The organism is Rhodococcus coprophilus NBRC 100603 (assembly GCF_001895045.1).
GTDB classification, from domain to species: Bacteria; Actinomycetota; Actinomycetes; order Mycobacteriales; family Mycobacteriaceae; genus Rhodococcus; species Rhodococcus coprophilus.
Genome location: NZ_BDAM01000003.1, coordinates 309,180 through 325,110, shown reverse-complemented (window position 1 = coordinate 325,110; position 15,931 = coordinate 309,180). Strand labels below are relative to the sequence as shown.

The following is a 15,931-nucleotide window of genomic DNA, read 5'->3' as shown; positions in this document are numbered from 1 at the left end:
TGGATGCACGAACGACGAGCGAACCCCCGGCACCCAGGTGCCGGGGGTTCGTTTCATCCGATCACCAGGAGTCGTTGGTGGCGAGCGAGGCCAGCAGTTCGCGCACGGCCATCGCACGCCGCAGGGACTTACCCTCGAGAGTGTCGAGACCGCACTCGGGATCGGCGGGCGGCCCGAGATGCGTGCAACCCCGGGGGCAGTCCGCGACCGCCGCGGCGAGATCGGTGAAGGCGGCGACGACGTCGTCGGGCTGGATGTGCGCGAGCCCGAACGACCGGATGCCGGGGGTGTCGACCACCCAGCCGCCGGACGGCAGTGGCAGCGCGACCGACTGGGTGGAGGTGTGCCGGCCCTTCCCGACACCCGAGACCACACCCGTGGCACGGTCGGCATCGGGCACGAGACGGTTCACCAAAGTCGATTTACCGACGCCGGAGTGTCCGATCAGTGCCGTGACCCGGCCGGTGAGGCGTTCGGTGAGATCGGCGAGGTCGTTGTCCTGGCCGACGGCGAGAACCGGGATGTCGAGATCGGCGAACTGCGAGGCGAACTCATCGGGATCGGCGAGATCGCTCTTGGTCAGGCCGAGCATCGGCGACAGGCCGCCCGCGTAGGCGGCGACCAGCGCACGCTCGACGAGACCGGTCCGAGGTGGCGGATCGGCGAGAGCGACGACGATCAGCAACTGCGACGCGTTCGCCACCACGATCCGCTCGAACGGGTCCGTGTCGTCGGCGGTACGGCGCAGGACGGTGGTGCGCTCCTCGACCCGGACGATCCGCGACAGGCTGTCGGGCCGGCCGGACAGGTCGCCGACCACCCCGACGCGGTCGCCGACGACGATCGGAGTGCGACCCAGTTCCCGTGCCCGCATCGCGACGACGGGCCGGTGCGGGTCGCCGCCGAGCACGACGCCCCAGCGACCCCGGTCGACCGAATACACCATGCCTTCCACCGCATCGAGGTGGGCGGGGCGATCCTTGGTACGCGGCCTCGAACTCTTTCCCGGACGGACCCGGACGTCGGACTCGTCGTACTGCCGCCGGCTCAGGAGCGTGCTCCCGTCAACATCGCCGCCCACAGATCCTCGAATCCCGGCAGCGTCTTGGCGGTCGTGCCGATGTCCTCCACCTCGATGCCGTCGACGACGAGACCGAGGATCGCGCCGGCGGTCGCCATCCGGTGGTCGGCGTAGGAGTGCCACACCCCGCCGCGCAGAGGCGCCGGGTCGATCTCGAGTCCGTCTTCTGTCTCCCTCACGACCCCACCGAGCCGTCCGATCTCGGCGGACAGCGCAGCGAGCCGGTCGGTCTCGTGTCCCCGCAGGTGAGCGATACCGCGCAGACGCGACGGGGTCGATGCCAGGGCGGCCGTCGCCGCGACCGTGGGGGCGAGTTCACCGACGTCGTGGAGATCGATGTCGATGCCGGTCAGCGCGGCCGGACCGCTTACCGTCAGGGTCCCGTCCGCCAGCGACACCGTCGCACCCATGCGTTCGAGGATGTCCCGGATGGCGTCTCCGGCCTGCGTGGTCTTCTCCGGCCAGTGGGGGACCGACACGGTGCCCCCGGTGACCGCAGCGGCGGCGAGGAACGGGGTCGCGTTCGAGAGATCCGGTTCGACGACCACGTCGTGCGCGGTGATCGGGCCGGGGTGTACTCGCCACGTGTTCGGTTCCGAGGTGTCGACGTGCACTCCCGCGTCCCGGAGCATGTCGACCGTCATGTCGATGTGGGGCGTGGACGGTACGGGTTTGCCGTCGTGGTGCACGGTGACGCCCTCGTCGAACCTCGCTGCGGAGAGCAGCAGCCCCGACACGAACTGCGACGAGCCGGACGCATCGATCGTGACGGACCCGCCGCGCACTCCGGCGTGGCCGTGGACCGTGAAGGGCAGCGTGTCACCGTCGATGTCCGCGCCGAGTGCCCGGAGTGCACCGAGCACCGTGCCCATGGGACGCGACCGCGCCTGCTCGTCGCCGTCGAAGCGGACGTCCCCCTCGGCGAGGGCTGCGACCGGCGGGACGAAGCGCATCACCGTGCCCGCGAGGCCGCACTCCACCGACCCGGCTCGCAACGGCCCGGGTGTCACATCCAGGGTGGTGCCGCGGTCACGATCGGTGATCGTCGCACCGAGGGAGCGCAGCGCCCCGATCATCAGATCGGTGTCGCGGCTGCGCAGGGCTCCGGTGACAGTGGAGGGTCCGACCGCCAGAGCCGCCAGTACGAGCGCGCGGTTGGTGATGGATTTGGATCCCGGCAGCGTCACGGACGCGTCGACGGGGGACACGGCACGGGGTGCTTTCCACAGGCTCACCCACCCATCTTCGCCCATCGACCACCCGGGCATCGACTCCCACCCGCCGACCTGCCCGATGTGTGCCGTGTCGGTGCGCGCTGGAACACTCGGTGGCATGTGCGGCAGGTATGCGTCCACGGCCGATCCGGCGACTCTTGCGGTGGAACTCGACGCGCTCGACGAGACGGGCGACGACGAATTCCGGCCCGACTACAACGTCGCCCCCACCACCGGGGTGCTCACCGTGGTGGCGCGCCACGACCACGATTCCGACGCGGCGGCACGCCGCCGGATCCGGCGGATGCGCTGGGGACTGGTGCCACCGTTCGCGAAGGAAGTCGGCAAGAGCGCCCCGCTGATCAATGCCCGGTCCGAATCGGTCGCGACTAAGCCCTCGTTCGCGCAGTCGCTCCGCTACAAACGATGTCTCGTACCGATGGACGGCTGGTACGAATGGCAGGTCGAACCGGCGCCGGACGGAAAAACCCGCAAGGTGCCGTATTTCATGGCGCCCGCCGACGGTTCACGGATCTGCATGGCGGGCCTGTGGGCCGTGTGGCGCGATCCGCGCGACCCCGATGCGCCACCACTGCTCAGCACAACTGTGTTGACCGCGGATTCTGTTGCGCAGCTGAGCAACGTGCATCCCCGGATGCCTCTGATCCTTCCGCCCGAGCGGTGGGAGGCGTGGCTCGACCCTGACAGTCTCGGACACCCCGACCTCATCGTGCCGAGCGAGGACGCGGTGTCGAAGATCGCGATTCGCCGCGTGTCCGAGAAGGTCAACAGCGTGCGCAACAACGGACCGGAACTGCTCGTGCCCGACGACGGGGCAGGCGATCAGATGGTCCTGTTGTAGTGCCCGCGCAGCGCGGTCAGCGGCCCGCGACGACGGGGGCTACGACGGCTCCGGTCAGGCGGATCAGATCGGCGGGCGCGAGTTCGATCTCGAGGCCGCGCCGGCCCGCGCTGCACAGCACCTTGTCCCACTGCCCCGCCGACGCGTCGATCACCGTCGGCAGCCGCTTGCGCTGCCCGAGGGGAGAGATCCCACCCAGGACGTAGCCGGTCGCGCGTTCTGCGTCGGCGCGCTCGGCCATCGTGGCCTTGCCGCCTCCGAGCGCCGCCGACGCGGCCTTCAGCGACAGCGTCTCCGGGACGGGGACGACGGCGACGCCCAGCTTGCCGGACGGGAGCGCGATCACCAGGGTCTTGAAGATTTGGGCAGGTTCCACCCCGAGACGCTCGCCGAGCGCCTCGACCGCTTCGGATCCGAACGAACCGGCCCGAGGGTCGTGGGGGTATTCGTGGACCACGTGGGGCACCTTCTCGCGGGTGAGAAGCGTGGTGGCGGGGGTCGACGTGGATGCCATGGGCTCACCTTAGGCAACCCCGGTCACTCATTCCGTGGCAACGTGGCAAGCCCCACTGGAAGCACCCCGCTTCACGAGCAGAGAAGGCGCACTCGGACGCTGCGGCAGAGTCGACGTCATGTAGACGCTGTGTGGATCATCCCGGTAATCACCGAAGGGTCCACAGACGACGAAGCCCGCACCGGCGTACAGCGCCCGCGCCGGAGCGAAGAACTCCGTGCTTCCGGTCTCGAGCGAGATCTGCCGAATACCTCGCGAGACGGCGTCGCCGAGCAGGTGGCGCAGCATCAGCCGGCCCACCCCGTGTCCTCTCCGGCGAGGGTCCGTCCGCATCGACTTGAGCTCTTCGTGCCCCGGGCCGAGTGCGGCGAGGGCGCCTGTCGCCGCGATGCCCCCATCCCACTCGCCGACCCACAGCCGTACCCCCGGTTGTCGGAGCCCGGTCAAATCCAGGGCGTGCCGGCTCTCCGGGGGAGCCGTCGGGGCGAGCTCGTCCAGATGGGCCTGAAGGAAGGCGGCCAGCCGGGGGTCGGAGAAATCGGCGCGGTGGAAGCTGAGGGTCACGCCGAAAGGGTAGCCAGGGGACGCCGACGAGTGAGTGTCGATATCCGGTCCTCGCCGGCGTCACCGATCCGCCCCGGCCGAGAAGACACCGATGCCGACCAGTCCACTTCACGGCCCCGCGGGGAACAAGTCCGGTATGTGATGTGTTGACCCCATCGGACGTGCCCGCCGGTGCGACCGCTGTCGCTCGAAGATCGGAGACCCCGTTGGCAATCCTTTGCCCGCCCCGTCCGGCTGCGACAGGACCGGTAGCCTTCACGGAGAACGTCGGTGAAGGGATCGGTGTGGTCGAGGAGTCTGTCGAACAACTGGCCGAACGGTTCGAGCGTGAGGCATTGCCGCTGCTCGACCAGCTCTACGGTGCGGCGTTGCGGATGACACGCAATCCTGCCGACGCCGAAGACCTCGTCCAGGAGACGTACATCAAGGCGTTTTCTGCCTTCGCGTCCTTCCGTGAGGGCACGAACATCAAGGCGTGGTTGTACCGCATCCTGACGAACACCTACATCAACTCCTACCGGAAACGGCAGCGGCAACCCGCGCAGTATCCGACGGACGAGATCACCGACTGGCAGCTCGCGGCGACGGCAGAGCACTCGTCGACGGGGTTGCGGTCGGCCGAGGTCGAGGCGCTGGACGCACTGCCCGACGACGACATCAAGGCGGCACTGCAGGAACTGCCCGAAGAGTTCCGCATGGCGGTGTACTACGCCGACGTCGAGGGCTTCCCCTACAAGGACATCGCGGAGATCATGGGGACCCCCATCGGCACCGTGATGTCGCGCCTGCACCGGGGGCGCAAGCAACTCCGCGGCCTTCTCGGCGACGTGGCGCGCGAACGTGGCTTCAACCGCGGCGGTGCTGTCGACGCCGCGAACGGTGTGGACGCGCCGGGCGCGGGTGATCCGACGAACAAGAGCGAGAACAGGAAGGGAGTCTCGCAGTGAGCGAGCCGACAGACTACGAGTGGGTGGACTGCTCTGCGGTCATTGCGGACGTGTATCTGTTGCTGGATTCCGAGTGCGACGGGGATGCGCGAGCGAGGCTCCAGAAACACCTCGACGACTGCGGGGCGTGCCTCGAGGCCTATGGCATCGAGGAGAAGATCAAATCCCTTCTGAGCCGCAAGTGCGGGGGCGAGCACGCACCGGCGGGACTGCGGGAGAGATTGGTACTGGAAATCCGGCGCAATGTCGTGGTGCGCGGGCCGGACGCCCGCAACTGACCGTTCGTCGCTGACGAAGAGGGACCGGAAAGCATTGCGCTTTCCGGTCCCTCCGTGTCTTCGAGAGCGTCAGGCGTTGGGACGCTTGCCGTGGTTGGCGGCGTTCCCCTTGCGGCTGCGCTTCTTGCGGCCTCGCTTACCCATGGTTGGATCTCCTTTCTCTTTCATTACAGTGTTTCACGTGCGGTCGAGTGGTCCTGTCGGCAGGTCCACCGTCCGGTTCGCGGAATGAGGTGTTCGATGGCAGAGGACGTACGGGCCGAGATGGTATCCACGGTCTTCGAGGTGGTCGTGAGTGAGGGGCAGGTCGTCGCGGAAGGCGACACCCTGGTCATCCTCGAGTCGATGAAAATGGAGATCCCGGTGCTCGCGGAGTCGTCGGGAACCGTGACCTCGCTCGGTGTGAACGTGGGCGACGTGATCCAGCAAGGCGACCTCATCGCGGTCATCTCCTGAGTAAGAAGGCGCCCTCCGTGTCCACCCTCAGTGCACTTCTGGCGACCCATACCGATCTTCCCGGTGCCGCCGTCGATCATCTGCAGCGTGTCGTCGGGGAGTGGCAACTCCTCGCCGACCTGTCCTTCGCGGACGTGTTGCTGTGGGTGGACGCCCAGCCCGACGGGATCGTGTGCGTGGCGCAGTGCCGCCCCACCACTGCCTCGACCGTCATCCCGGAAGATGCGGTGGGAACCGTCGTCTCCGATGACGAACACCCTTATGTTCGAAAGGCTTTCAAGTCGGGGGAGATCGTCACGGTTCGTCGTGGCTCCAGCGACCCGATACATCTGCGTCAGGCCGTGCCGGTGCGGTGGGACGGAAAGGTCGTCGCCGTCCTGAGCCGCGACGCCGCCCGGGTGTCCCGGCGATCGGCGAGTGCACTGGAGACGGCCTACCTCGAGTGTGCCGACGCGCTCTACCAAATGATCAGCGAGGGAACGTTTCCCACGCCGGAAGCGCGGTCCGATACCAAGTCGAGCCCTCGTGCGGGTGACGGATTCATTCGGCTCGACCGCGAGGGCAGGGTCGTCTATGCCAGCCCGAACGCGTTGTCCGCATACCACCGGATGGGATTCAATTCGGATCTTCTCGGGCAGGACCTCATCGAAACGACCCGGGGTCTCGTCACCGATCCCTTCGAGAGCGAAGACGTCTCCGAGTACCTCCGCGGTGCGGTGCACGGACGGCTGGGGCAACGGATGGAGGTCGAGGCGCGCGGGGCGACAGTGCTCATCCGGGCGCTCGTCTTGACGCCGGGCGGCCGCATCGAGGGGGCTGCCGTGGTGATCCGCGACGTCACCGAGGTCAAACGCCGCGACCGTGCTCTGCTCAGCAAGGACGCGACGATCCGCGAGATCCACCATCGGGTCAAGAACAACTTGCAGACGGTCGCGGCGCTGCTTCGACTCCAGGCCCGCCGTACCGGCAACGTGGAGGCCCGGGAGGCGTTGGGGGAGGCTGTCCGCCGCGTGACTTCCATCGCGTTGGTGCACGAGGCGCTGTCGATGTCTGTCGACGAAGAAGTCGACCTCGACGGGGTTTTCGATCAGTTGATCCCGATCGTCGTGGACGTCTCGGCAGTCGGTAACCAGATCCGGGTGCGCCGGGAAGGAAATCTGGGGGTGTTCCCCGCCGATCGGGCCACCCCGCTCGTGATGGTGCTGACCGAACTCGTGCAGAACGCGGTCGAGCATGCCTTCGATCCGGGTGTCCACGGCACGGTGACCGTCATGGCGAAGCGGTCGGCCCGCTGGCTCGACGTCGTGGTCCGGGACGAGGGGAAGGGACTGCCCGAGGGGTTCAGGCTCGAGGATTCCGATCGTCTCGGGCTGCAGATCGTGCGGACGCTGGTCGCCGCCGAACTCGGCGGCGCACTCGAACTCCTGGCCAACGAGGCCGGTGGAACCGATGCGCGCCTGCGCCTGCCGCTCGGCAAGGTCGCCGGGGTCTGACCACGGGTCCGGTGCGCACGTACCCGGGCCGGATCGCCGGAATGCCTGCGACGTACGAAGGCCCGGTCCCCTCGGGGGCCGGGCCTTCGTACGGTCGTGCTCGTCAGACCGTGGTGCGAGCCCGGGTGCGGGCGTTGCGGCGCTTGAGAGCGCGGCGCTCGTCTTCGCTCATGCCACCCCACACGCCGGCGTCCTGACCGGACTCGAGGGCCCAGGAAAGGCACTCGGCGGTGACGGGGCAACGGTTGCACACAAGCTTGGCATCGGCGATCTGCGCGAGAGCCGGGCCGCTGTTACCTACCGGGAAGAACAGTTCCGGATCTTCGTCGCGGCAGATGGCTTCGTGGCGCCAGTCCATGCTTCTACTCTCCTTCGATGGTGCTGTGCACCGGATGATTGTCTGTGCGTGTTCACGCTTGCGGCGCGAAGTATTTCCGCGCGGTTACTTGTGAATGCTTTCACGAACAAGCGTGAAGTCAAGAGAATCGACCGCGACCGTGTGGAAGCTCACGCCGACAAAGGGGCGAAGCATTCGTCGATCCTTCTTTCTACACCTGTTCGGCCGAAAAGTAAGCAGAATCACAGAATTCGAGATGTCCGCTTACTGTGCAGGAGCGACGACTTCGAGTATCGACGGTACGGATACGAACTCCACGTCGGTGCGAAGTCCCAGGTAGTCGCCGTCGACCTGGAGGCCGATCGGACGTGTCGACCGTGCGCGGACGCGGGTGACGTCGTCCGCACGCAGCAGATGCGGAGACGACGGATCACCGTTCCGGGCAAGCAACTGCCGGACGACCCGCAGGCTCGGCAGCACCCGCATCGTCGCCATCGCGAAGACCCCGAGTCCCGATCCGAAGGACGTGCCCGGATTCGTATGGACCGGTCGGGTGTCGAGGAACGTCCACGGGCTCGAGTTGGACACGAAGGCGTAGTACACCCCGGTGACGGGCTCCTGGCCGGGCAGTTCGAGCGTGAGTGCGGGTTCGATCCGTCTCGAGGCGAAGAACTGCGTGATCGCGTGCCGCACATAGCGCGCACTGGTCACCTTCTTGCCGGCGAGACGGCTCAGGTCGATCGCTTCGCAGACCTGGGCGTCGAGTCCGAGGCCGGCATTGAACACGAACCATCGCCCGTCGCAGTGCCCCAGCCCGATGCGGCGGGACACATGCTCGGCCAGCAACGGAAGCAGTTGTTCCGTCGCTTCCATCGGGTCCGCCGCGATACCGAGGGAGCGGGCGAACACGTTCGCCGACCCGCCGGGTACCACCGCGAGTCGCGGCAGCGACGGGTCGGTCCCGCGATCCGGGGAGGGCCCCAGCAGACCGTTGACGATTTCGTTCACCGTCCCGTCGCCGCCGTGGGCGATGACGACGTCCATCCCGTCCGCGTGCGCCGAGCGCGCCAGGTCGGCGGCGTGCCCCCGGTGCGTCGTGTGCGCGACCGTGAGCCGGGTTCTGCTCGACAATGCGTGCGCCAACCGGTCGCGACCGGCCGGAGTGGTGGTCGTCGCATTGGGGTTCACGATCAGCAGGGCACGCACGGAGCATCAGCCTAAGTGCTATCGCGCCGGTCCACTACGCTGGTCGGGTGCCCACTGAAACACCTCGTACCCGTACTCCGTCGACCGTCCGGGTCGCCGGGTCGCTCGTCGTGCTCGAAGGCGTCATCGCAATCGGGTTCGCGGTGTACTCGGTGATCCGCGCGTGGTCGGGCGACCACGACCAGTCGGTGAGCAACGGCTACGGCCTCGCGCTGTGGCTGTCGATCCTCTTCGGCGGCGTCCTGGCCGCCGGAATCGGGCTGCTGCGCGGCGCCCATTGGGGTCGTGCGATCGCAATCGTCGCGCAACTCCTGCTGCTGCCCGTCGTGTGGTCGCTGCTCACCGATTCGAACCAGGTGGTGCTCGGCCTGCTCATGGGACTGATCGTCGTGCCCACGCTGGTCCTGCTGTTCAGTCCGGCCACCACGCAATGGCTCGCCACCGAGTACGTCCCCGAGGACGACGAAGACGACCGCTGAGCCCGACGGCAGTGCGGCCGGACGGTCAGGTACCAAGCTCGCGCAATGCGTCGCCACTGAGACGGAACGTCGTCCATTCGTCCTGGGCGACCGCGCCCAGCGACCGGTAGAACCCGATGGACGGCTCGTTCCAGTCCAGCACGGACCAGCTCAGACGGGTATAACCGTGCTCCACGCATTCGCGGGCAAGAGCGGCGAGCAGTGCGCGCCCGTGTCCGGCGCCGCGGTGTTCCGGACGCACGAACAGGTCTTCGAGATACACCCCGTGCACCCCGTCCCACGTGGAGAAGTTCCGGAACCACAGCGCGACGCCGACGACGGTGCCGTCCTGCTCCTCGGCCACATGCGCGAACACCGACGGTTCGGGACCGAACAGCGCGGAGCGGATCTGCTCCGGCGTCACGGTGCACTCGTCACGGGCCTTTTCGTACTCCGCGAGGTCGTAGATCAGGCCGGTGACGGCATCGACATCGTCGGGACGGACTCTGCGGATCACGATCGACACGCCTTTCGGGGGACTGACGGACAGGACGCCCGATTCGCCGGAAGAGACCGCGTCGTTACCGCACACGGGCGCGCCGAATACGCGAGGATCGAGCAGTGACAACCGTACTTGCAGTGGCAAACCAGAAGGGTGGCGTCGCCAAGACGACCACCGTCGCGTCGCTCGGCGCCGCGCTGTCCGCCCTGGGGCAGCGGGTGCTCCTCGTCGACCTCGATCCCCAGGGGTGCCTGACGTTCTCGCTGGGTCACAACCCCGACCGGCTCGACAAATCGGTACACGACGTGCTCGTCGGCGATACGAAGGTGCGGGAGGTGCTGATCGAGGCCGGCGAGGGCCTGACCCTCATGCCCGCCACGATCGACCTGGCCGGTGCCGAAGCGATGTTGCTCATGAAACCGGGACGCGAATACACGCTCAAGCGTGCGCTCGCGACGGTCGCCGACGATTTCGACGTCGTGATCGTGGACTGCCCCCCGTCGCTGGGTGTCCTCACCCTCAACGGTCTCACCGCGGCAGATTCGGTGCTCGTACCGCTGCAGTGCGAAACGCTCGCCCACCGAGGTGTCGGGCAGTTGCTGCGGACCGTGGACGAGATCAAGCAGATCACCAATCCCGATCTCGATCTGCTCGGTGCGCTCCCCACCCTGTACGACTCACGGACCACGCACAGCCGTGACGTGCTCGCCGACGTCTCGGATCGGTACGATCTGCCGGTGCTCGCGCCGCCGATCCCGCGCACCGTCCGGTTCGCCGAGGCGTCGGCTTCCGGTTCCACCGTCCTTGCAGGTCGCAAGAACAAGGGCGCAGACGCCTACCGCGAACTCGCCGAGAACCTGCTCGCCTCGTGGACGAAGGGCACGCCCCTGCCCACACTCGACTGACGACCGCGGGGGTGGTCAGCGCAGCGCGACGAGCTGGCCGCCGCGTTGTTCGAGCACCAGGTCACCGGCGACGGCGACGTCCACCGACTGCGCGTCGCCGCGGTCGACCGGGATGCGTTGCCGGATGTCGCCGGACGCCGGATCGACCGCCGCCACCGCGTCGTCGACGGGAAGAAGCAACGTTCCGGCCATCGGGGCCCCGGTCCCGAGTGTGTTCTCGACGGTCCATTCCGGTGTGAAATCGTCCGGGGACAGCGCGACCGTGTCCACACCCGTCCACCACACGAGCACTCCTTCGTGCTCGGTGGCCGGTCCGGGATTGTCGCCGGCGGCGCGTGCGAGGTCGTGGGTGTCGAGCAGTGCGCCGGAGCCGTCGTACACGGCGATGCGCGGGGCGCCGCCGTCACCCGGTGGCACGTACACCGCGGTGCGTTCACCGAGTACGGCGACGATGCGGGCCCCGGCGCCCGGTGCTGCTTCCGGCAGCACCGACGACGCGTACTGCTCGGGTTTCTGGTTGTCGTCCGGTGACGGGTCGAGCAGGGTGAGCCGGTTGGCGGGCTCGTTCGGGCACTGCTCGAGTACCGCGAGACGGCTGCTGCCGGCGTCCGCGGAGATGAGCGTGCAGCCGGATCGTGGCTGGGCACGCGGATTGACGGGAGCGTCGACGTAGCCGTATTCGACGGTCCGCACGAGGTCGGACCGCCACATCTCGAGCCGGGTATCGCCGAGGGAGATCACATACGATCCCGCGTCGAAGAGCCGGATCTCGTCGTCGGCGTGACTCGTTCGTTGCACATCGCGTGCGCCGCTGTCCGCCTCGAGCGCGGTGACCTGTCCGCATCCGCGTGCGTCCCGGTACACCGAGACGACCGAACCCCACGCGCCTGCCACCGCGCACAGGGGCCGGTTGCGTTCGTATCGCCAGCGTTCGTCGCCGGTCAGTGGGTCACGGCCGACGACCGCTCCGGCGTGGGCGGTTGCGACGGTGCCGCCGAGAGCGACCGGCACCGACGTCGCATCGCTCGGCGCCTCCCACACCTCGACGAGGTCGTCCGGCAGCGCGCCGGCCGCGGGCAGAGAGGAGACCGGTTCGCCCCACGTGATCGAGGTGGTGCCACGCGCATCGGACCGAAACCAGACCACACTCGCCGCCACCAGGACGGTGGCGACGAGTGTGGCGGCTACGAGCAGATCCGTGCGCGTGCGGCGCTCGGGCGCGAGCACGGGTGCTACTGAGCGGACGAGGCCGCGACGGTGTCCGGATTCGCGGCGTCCTGCGTTGCCGCGTCGTGGCCCGCAGCGCCGTTACCGGCGGGGCTGCGACGACGACGCCGGCGACGTGCCGGGGCGGGCGCGTCGGAGTCGGACTTCTCGGACTTCGGCGCGGAAGCGGACGCCGGTGCCTCGGATGCCTTCGGCTCCGTGGCGTCCGTGGACGCACCGGTGGCTGTATCGCCTTCGGCGGTCTTGCCGCGCACCGTGCGGCGACGCACACGGTTGCGCTTGGGCCGGGACGCGGTCTCCTCGCGGTCGCCGCGTGTGCGACGCTCCGCGGGTTCGTTCTCGGGGGAACGAGCCGGAGCCTGTTTCCGAACCTGTCCCTTGGTGCCGGTCGGAATGCCGAGTTCCTCGAACAGGTGCGGCGAGCTGGAGTAGGTCTCGACCGGATCGGGCATGCCGAGCCCGAGTGCCTTGTCGATCAGCTGCCAGCGGGGCACGTCGTCCCAGTCGACCAGGGTGATCGCGATGCCCGTGCGCCCTGCACGACCGGTGCGGCCGATGCGGTGCACGTACGTCTTCTCGTCTTCGGGGCACTGGTAGTTGATGACGTGCGTGACGTCGTCGATGTCGATGCCGCGCGCGGCGACGTCGGTTGCGACGAGCACGTCGATCTTGCCCGCGCGGAACTTGTCGAGTGCCTTCTCGCGCGCGATCTGCCCCAGGTCACCGTGCACGGCGCCGCACGCGAAGCCGCGCTCGACGAGATCGTCGGCGACCTTCTGCGCTGTGCGCTTCGTGCGGGTGAAGATCATCGTTGCGCCGCGGCCTTCGGCCTGAAGCACACGCGCGACGAGTTCCGCCTTGTCGAGCGCATGGGCACGGTAGACGTGCTGCTGGGTGCGCTCGTGCACGGCCGACGACTCGGCTTCCTCGGCACGGATGTGCGTCGGGCGGTTCAGGAACGTGCGGGCGAGCGTGATGATCGGGCCCGGCATGGTCGCGGAGAACAGCATCGTCTGACGCTTGTCCGGCACCATGGTCAGGATGCGCTCGATGTCGGGGAGGAACCCGAGGTCGAGCATCTCGTCGGCCTCGTCCATGACGAGTACGCCGATCTTGCCGAGGATCAGATGACCCTGGTTGGCGAGGTCGAGGAGTCGTCCCGGGGTGCCGACGACGACGTCGACGCCCTTCTGCAACTGGGCGATCTGCTGTTCGTAGGGGCGCCCGCCGTAGATCGACAGGACCTCGAGGCCCTTCTTGCCGCTGCCGGGCAGGTACTTCGAGGCGTTCACCAGGTCGCCGGTCACCTGCACGCAGAGCTCGCGCGTCGGGACGATCACGAGCGCGCGGGGGGTGCCGTCGAGGGTCGTGGTGCCCGATCCGTCGGTGGTGATGCGGTTGAGCAGGGGGACCCCGAAGCCGAAGGTCTTACCCATGCCCGTCCGGGCCTGGCCGATGAGGTCGTCGCCGGCGAGGGCGAGGGGGAGCGTGAGCTCCTGGATTGCGAAGGTGCGTTCGATGCCCACCTCGGCGAGTGCCCGGACGATCTCGTCGCGGACGCCGAGCTCTCCGAAGGTGGGGGGAACGTGGGTGGAGTCGAGTTGTGCGGAGACGGTCGATTCGGTCGCGTCGTCTTCGTGGTCGATTGTGATCTTGCTCAGGGGTCCGGCCTTCCTGGTCTCGGCACGCACGCACGAGGTTGGGCAGGGGACCGGCCTGCGCCTCAGCACGAGCATCTCTGGCTCGGCGAAGCGCGGCGATCCGCGGTCGGGTGCGCGCACATTATCGGTGAAGCTCGCGGGCCACGTTCAGTGGCTCGAAGCGCGAACTTCAAGAACCATTGTACCGGTTCGGGCGGATTTGCCGAGGTAGTACTACGCTTTGTCGTCATGGGAGCCGAATCGTCGCCGTCCACAACATCATCCAGCCCGACCCTCGTCCCCGCCGGTCATCCCGGCGTCGCCGAGTTGTTCGCGGTGATCGCCTACGGCGAGATCGCCGCGTTCTACCGTCTGGCCGACGATGCGAAGTTCTCCCCGTCGCTGCGGGGGCGTGTCGCTCTCGCGAGCATGGCGGGGGCAGAGATGAGTCACTTCGAGACCCTGCGCGCGGCGCTCGTCGACCGCGGTGTGGAGATCTACGCGGCGATGGAGCCGTATCGGCAGGCCCTGGACGCTTATCACGCGTCGACCACCCCGTCGACGTGGCTCGAATCACTGGTGAAGGCGTACGTGGGCGACGGAATCGCCGCCGACTTCTACTGTGAGATCGCCGATCGGCTGGATCCCGAGGTGGCGGCGGTCGTGCGCGACGTCCTCGCCGAGACGGGGCACTCCGAATTCGTCGTCCGGGAAGTGCGCGAAGTCGTGGAACGGAGCCCGCTCCAGAAGGACCGCCTGATGCTGTGGGGCCGCCGGTTGCTCGGCGAAGCCATCACCCAGGCCCAGTACGTGCTCGCCCAGAACGAGGAACTCGCCGAACTGGTGATTCTCACCTGCGGGGACCTCGCCGGCATCGCCGCCTTGTTCGACCGTATGCAGGTCGAGCACACCAAACGGATGGCAGTGCTGGGACTGCATTAGCCTGGCGGTGACAAGCAGTACAGCCTGAGATTTCGGAGGTCCCCAGTGGAGGTCAAGATCGGCGTTGCGGACAGCCCGCGTGAACTCGTCCTCGTCAGCGACCAGACGCACGACGAGGTGGAAAAGCTTGTGACCGACGCACTGAGCGGCAGCGACAGCGGCGTGCTCGCTCTCATCGACGAGAAGGGCCGCAAGGTCCTGGTGCAGGCGGCGAAGATCGCATACGTGGAGATCGGCCCCTCCACCATCGGGAAGGTCGGCTTCGCAGCCCTCTGACCGCAGGACCGATATACGGCGAGAGGCCGGGGCCATGGCCCCGGCCTCTCGCCGTATCGCTAGAAGCCCCCGGCGCACGAGTGCAGCCGGGTGAGAAGTCAGCGCAACCGGAGTTCGGGCTGCAGCGGAACGTGCTTGAGGCCACCCCACGCGAGTGCCACCGTCGTATCGACCGCATCGTCCTTCGGGATCGGCCGGGCCGCGTCGAGCCAATAGCGAGCCGTGAACTGGCTGGTGCCCACCAGTCCGACGGCGAGGATGCGCGCGCGGTAGGGGTCGAGACCGGAATCATGACTGACCAGGTCGAACACGGCGTCCACGCACGCTTCCGTGGCCTGCTCCACGCGGCGGGAAACCTCCGGCTCACCCATGAGGTCCGACTCGAAGACCAGCCGGAAACCCTGGCTGTCGTTGTCGACGAAGTCGAAGAAGGCCTGGACCGCCGCCCGCACGCGCTGACGGTTGTCGGTGGTGGAGCGCAGCGCCTGACGGACACCGTTGATAAGCACGTCCACGTAGTTCTGTAGGACGGCGCAGTACAACTCGAGCTTGCCGGGGAAGTGCTGGTAGAGCACGGGCTTGCTCACGCCTGCGCATTCGGCGATCTCGTCCATTCCGGCGGAGTGGTAACCGCGTGTGACGAAGACTTCGCTCGCCGCTTCGAGGAGCTGGGCACGACGTTCGTCCCGGGGCATCCGGGCACCACGCTTGTTGTTGCCGCGGCCCGATGCCCGGTCGGCGAGTTCGGTCATACTTGCTCCAGTCTGCGCACTTCACCGAAGTGAGCAGCGCCACTTCGACATCGATCGTCCTTGCAGATTACAGGCCGCCTCGCCTTTCTCCTGGTCGGCCCTCTGTCGAGTATCCGCTTTTCTCGCCCGGCCACCGGCCGGACTCCGAGTGGACCGGGTCGCGTTCACGTCGGTGTGACATCCTGTCAACCGTGATCGAGCGAGGAGGAGTGCGCCCGAGTAGGTCTGCGGAGGACTCCACCCAGAACCCGCCGCCCGGTCCCCCGGCACAGCGACA

Annotated in this window: 20 protein-coding genes; 9 read left to right on the top strand and 11 right to left on the bottom strand. The window is 67.8% G+C overall.

Features of this window, described 5'->3' with window-relative positions:
* Positions 1 to 61 precede the first annotated feature (61 nt).
* Both rsgA and aroA read right to left on the bottom strand, forming a co-directional pair.
* Entirely contained in the window at positions 62 to 1,081 is a 1,020-nt protein-coding gene (rsgA, locus tag RDCOP1_RS07355) for a ribosome small subunit-dependent GTPase A (RefSeq protein ID WP_072699432.1), read from the bottom strand.
* Positions 1,048 to 2,334 (bottom strand): 3-phosphoshikimate 1-carboxyvinyltransferase, encoded by a 1,287-nt coding sequence (gene aroA / locus RDCOP1_RS07350; protein WP_072699673.1) that lies wholly within the window; start codon positions 2,332 to 2,334, stop codon positions 1,048 to 1,050. Before aroA ends, rsgA begins: the two co-directional genes overlap by 34 nt.
* Positions 2,335 to 2,413: 79 nt before the next feature.
* Between aroA and RDCOP1_RS07345 the strand changes: the two genes are divergently transcribed.
* Positions 2,414 to 3,157, top strand: coding sequence for an SOS response-associated peptidase (locus tag RDCOP1_RS07345; protein ID WP_072699431.1), 744 nt, complete (start codon positions 2,414 to 2,416; stop codon positions 3,155 to 3,157).
* Positions 3,158 to 3,173: 16 nt separating this feature from the next.
* On the opposite strand, the gene ybaK is transcribed toward RDCOP1_RS07345, so the two are convergent.
* Together ybaK and RDCOP1_RS07335 are read right to left on the bottom strand one after the other, a co-directional pair.
* The gene (gene ybaK / locus RDCOP1_RS07340) at positions 3,174 to 3,671 is read right to left on the bottom strand and encodes a Cys-tRNA(Pro) deacylase (RefSeq protein WP_072699430.1); all 498 of its coding nucleotides are present in this window, start codon (positions 3,669 to 3,671) and stop codon (positions 3,174 to 3,176) included.
* A gap of 27 nt (positions 3,672 to 3,698) precedes the next feature.
* Entirely contained in the window at positions 3,699 to 4,235 is a 537-nt protein-coding gene (locus RDCOP1_RS07335) for a GNAT family N-acetyltransferase (RefSeq protein ID WP_072699429.1), read from the bottom strand.
* A gap of 284 nt (positions 4,236 to 4,519) precedes the next feature.
* Between RDCOP1_RS07335 and RDCOP1_RS07330 the strand changes: the two genes are divergently transcribed.
* On the top strand, positions 4,520 to 5,182 hold the full coding sequence (locus RDCOP1_RS07330; RefSeq protein WP_072699428.1) for a sigma-70 family RNA polymerase sigma factor: 663 nt from the start codon (positions 4,520 to 4,522) through the stop codon (positions 5,180 to 5,182).
* Entirely contained in the window at positions 5,179 to 5,460 is a 282-nt protein-coding gene (gene rsrA / locus RDCOP1_RS07325; protein ID WP_072699427.1) for a mycothiol system anti-sigma-R factor, read from the top strand. Before RDCOP1_RS07330 ends, rsrA begins: the two co-directional genes overlap by 4 nt.
* A gap of 69 nt (positions 5,461 to 5,529) precedes the next feature.
* Here rsrA and RDCOP1_RS21980 read toward each other — a convergent pair whose 3' ends face one another.
* Positions 5,530 to 5,604, bottom strand: a complete 75-nt coding sequence (locus RDCOP1_RS21980; RefSeq protein ID WP_022597109.1) for a 50S ribosomal protein bL37 — start codon at positions 5,602 to 5,604, stop codon at positions 5,530 to 5,532.
* A 96-nt stretch (positions 5,605 to 5,700) separates the two neighbouring features.
* On the opposite strand from RDCOP1_RS21980, the gene RDCOP1_RS07320 reads away from it, so the two are divergent.
* Entirely contained in the window at positions 5,701 to 5,916 is a 216-nt protein-coding gene (locus tag RDCOP1_RS07320) for a biotin/lipoyl-binding carrier protein (protein ID WP_072699426.1), read from the top strand.
* Positions 5,917 to 5,933: 17 nt separating this feature from the next.
* Positions 5,934 to 7,409: a sensor histidine kinase gene (locus tag RDCOP1_RS07315; protein ID WP_072699425.1), complete on the top strand. Its 1,476-nt coding sequence runs from the start codon at positions 5,934 to 5,936 to the stop codon at positions 7,407 to 7,409.
* A 103-nt stretch (positions 7,410 to 7,512) separates the two neighbouring features.
* Here the strand turns inward: RDCOP1_RS07315 and RDCOP1_RS07310 are convergent, their stop codons facing one another.
* Both RDCOP1_RS07310 and RDCOP1_RS07305 read right to left on the bottom strand, forming a co-directional pair.
* Positions 7,513 to 7,767, bottom strand: a complete 255-nt coding sequence (locus RDCOP1_RS07310; RefSeq protein WP_072699424.1) for a WhiB family transcriptional regulator — start codon at positions 7,765 to 7,767, stop codon at positions 7,513 to 7,515.
* Positions 7,768 to 8,010: 243 nt separating this feature from the next.
* Positions 8,011 to 8,952 (bottom strand): diacylglycerol/lipid kinase family protein, encoded by a 942-nt coding sequence (locus tag RDCOP1_RS07305; RefSeq protein WP_072699423.1) that lies wholly within the window; start codon positions 8,950 to 8,952, stop codon positions 8,011 to 8,013.
* A 47-nt stretch (positions 8,953 to 8,999) separates the two neighbouring features.
* Between RDCOP1_RS07305 and RDCOP1_RS07300 the strand changes: the two genes are divergently transcribed.
* Positions 9,000 to 9,431, top strand: a complete 432-nt coding sequence (locus RDCOP1_RS07300; protein WP_072699422.1) for a hypothetical protein — start codon at positions 9,000 to 9,002, stop codon at positions 9,429 to 9,431.
* A gap of 25 nt (positions 9,432 to 9,456) precedes the next feature.
* Here RDCOP1_RS07300 and RDCOP1_RS07295 read toward each other — a convergent pair whose 3' ends face one another.
* Positions 9,457 to 9,927 carry a GNAT family N-acetyltransferase gene (locus tag RDCOP1_RS07295; RefSeq protein ID WP_072699672.1) on the bottom strand — a complete coding sequence of 157 codons (471 nt, stop codon included), beginning with the start codon at positions 9,925 to 9,927 and terminating at the stop codon, positions 9,457 to 9,459.
* A gap of 122 nt (positions 9,928 to 10,049) precedes the next feature.
* Between RDCOP1_RS07295 and RDCOP1_RS07290 the strand changes: the two genes are divergently transcribed.
* On the top strand, positions 10,050 to 10,817 hold the full coding sequence (locus tag RDCOP1_RS07290) for a ParA family protein (RefSeq protein ID WP_231922912.1): 768 nt from the start codon (positions 10,050 to 10,052) through the stop codon (positions 10,815 to 10,817).
* Between the two features lie 15 nt (positions 10,818 to 10,832).
* Here the strand turns inward: RDCOP1_RS07290 and RDCOP1_RS07285 are convergent, their stop codons facing one another.
* Both RDCOP1_RS07285 and RDCOP1_RS07280 read right to left on the bottom strand, forming a co-directional pair.
* Positions 10,833 to 12,044: an Rv3212 family protein gene (locus tag RDCOP1_RS07285; RefSeq protein ID WP_072699420.1), complete on the bottom strand. Its 1,212-nt coding sequence runs from the start codon at positions 12,042 to 12,044 to the stop codon at positions 10,833 to 10,835.
* A 5-nt stretch (positions 12,045 to 12,049) separates the two neighbouring features.
* A complete protein-coding gene (locus RDCOP1_RS07280; protein ID WP_072699419.1) occupies positions 12,050 to 13,735 on the bottom strand; it encodes a DEAD/DEAH box helicase in 1,686 nt (561 codons plus the stop codon).
* Positions 13,736 to 13,933: 198 nt separating this feature from the next.
* Between RDCOP1_RS07280 and RDCOP1_RS07275 the strand changes: the two genes are divergently transcribed.
* A complete protein-coding gene (locus RDCOP1_RS07275) occupies positions 13,934 to 14,626 on the top strand; it encodes a ferritin-like fold-containing protein (protein WP_072699418.1) in 693 nt (230 codons plus the stop codon).
* A gap of 45 nt (positions 14,627 to 14,671) precedes the next feature.
* Complete coding sequence (locus tag RDCOP1_RS07270) at positions 14,672 to 14,902, top strand: DUF3107 domain-containing protein (protein ID WP_072699417.1); 231 nt, start codon at positions 14,672 to 14,674, stop codon at positions 14,900 to 14,902.
* A 98-nt stretch (positions 14,903 to 15,000) separates the two neighbouring features.
* On the opposite strand, the gene fasR is transcribed toward RDCOP1_RS07270, so the two are convergent.
* Positions 15,001 to 15,654: an HTH-type transcriptional activator FasR gene (fasR, locus tag RDCOP1_RS07265; RefSeq protein ID WP_072699416.1), complete on the bottom strand. Its 654-nt coding sequence runs from the start codon at positions 15,652 to 15,654 to the stop codon at positions 15,001 to 15,003.
* Between the last annotated feature and the right edge of the window lie 277 nt (positions 15,655 to 15,931).

Coding starts and splice junctions, on each gene's coding strand:
- aroA (WP_072699673.1), bottom strand. CDS start 2,334: ATGGGCGAAGATGGGTGGGTGAGCCTGTGGAAAGCACCCCGTGCCGTG.
- RDCOP1_RS07345 (WP_072699431.1), top strand. CDS start 2,414: ATGTGCGGCAGGTATGCGTCCACGGCCGATCCGGCGACTCTTGCGGTG.
- ybaK (WP_072699430.1), bottom strand. CDS start 3,671: ATGGCATCCACGTCGACCCCCGCCACCACGCTTCTCACCCGCGAGAAG.
- RDCOP1_RS07320 (WP_072699426.1), top strand. CDS start 5,701: ATGGCAGAGGACGTACGGGCCGAGATGGTATCCACGGTCTTCGAGGTG.
- RDCOP1_RS07310 (WP_072699424.1), bottom strand. CDS start 7,767: ATGGACTGGCGCCACGAAGCCATCTGCCGCGACGAAGATCCGGAACTG.
- RDCOP1_RS07275 (WP_072699418.1), top strand. CDS start 13,934: ATGGGAGCCGAATCGTCGCCGTCCACAACATCATCCAGCCCGACCCTC.
- fasR (WP_072699416.1), bottom strand. CDS start 15,654: ATGACCGAACTCGCCGACCGGGCATCGGGCCGCGGCAACAACAAGCGT.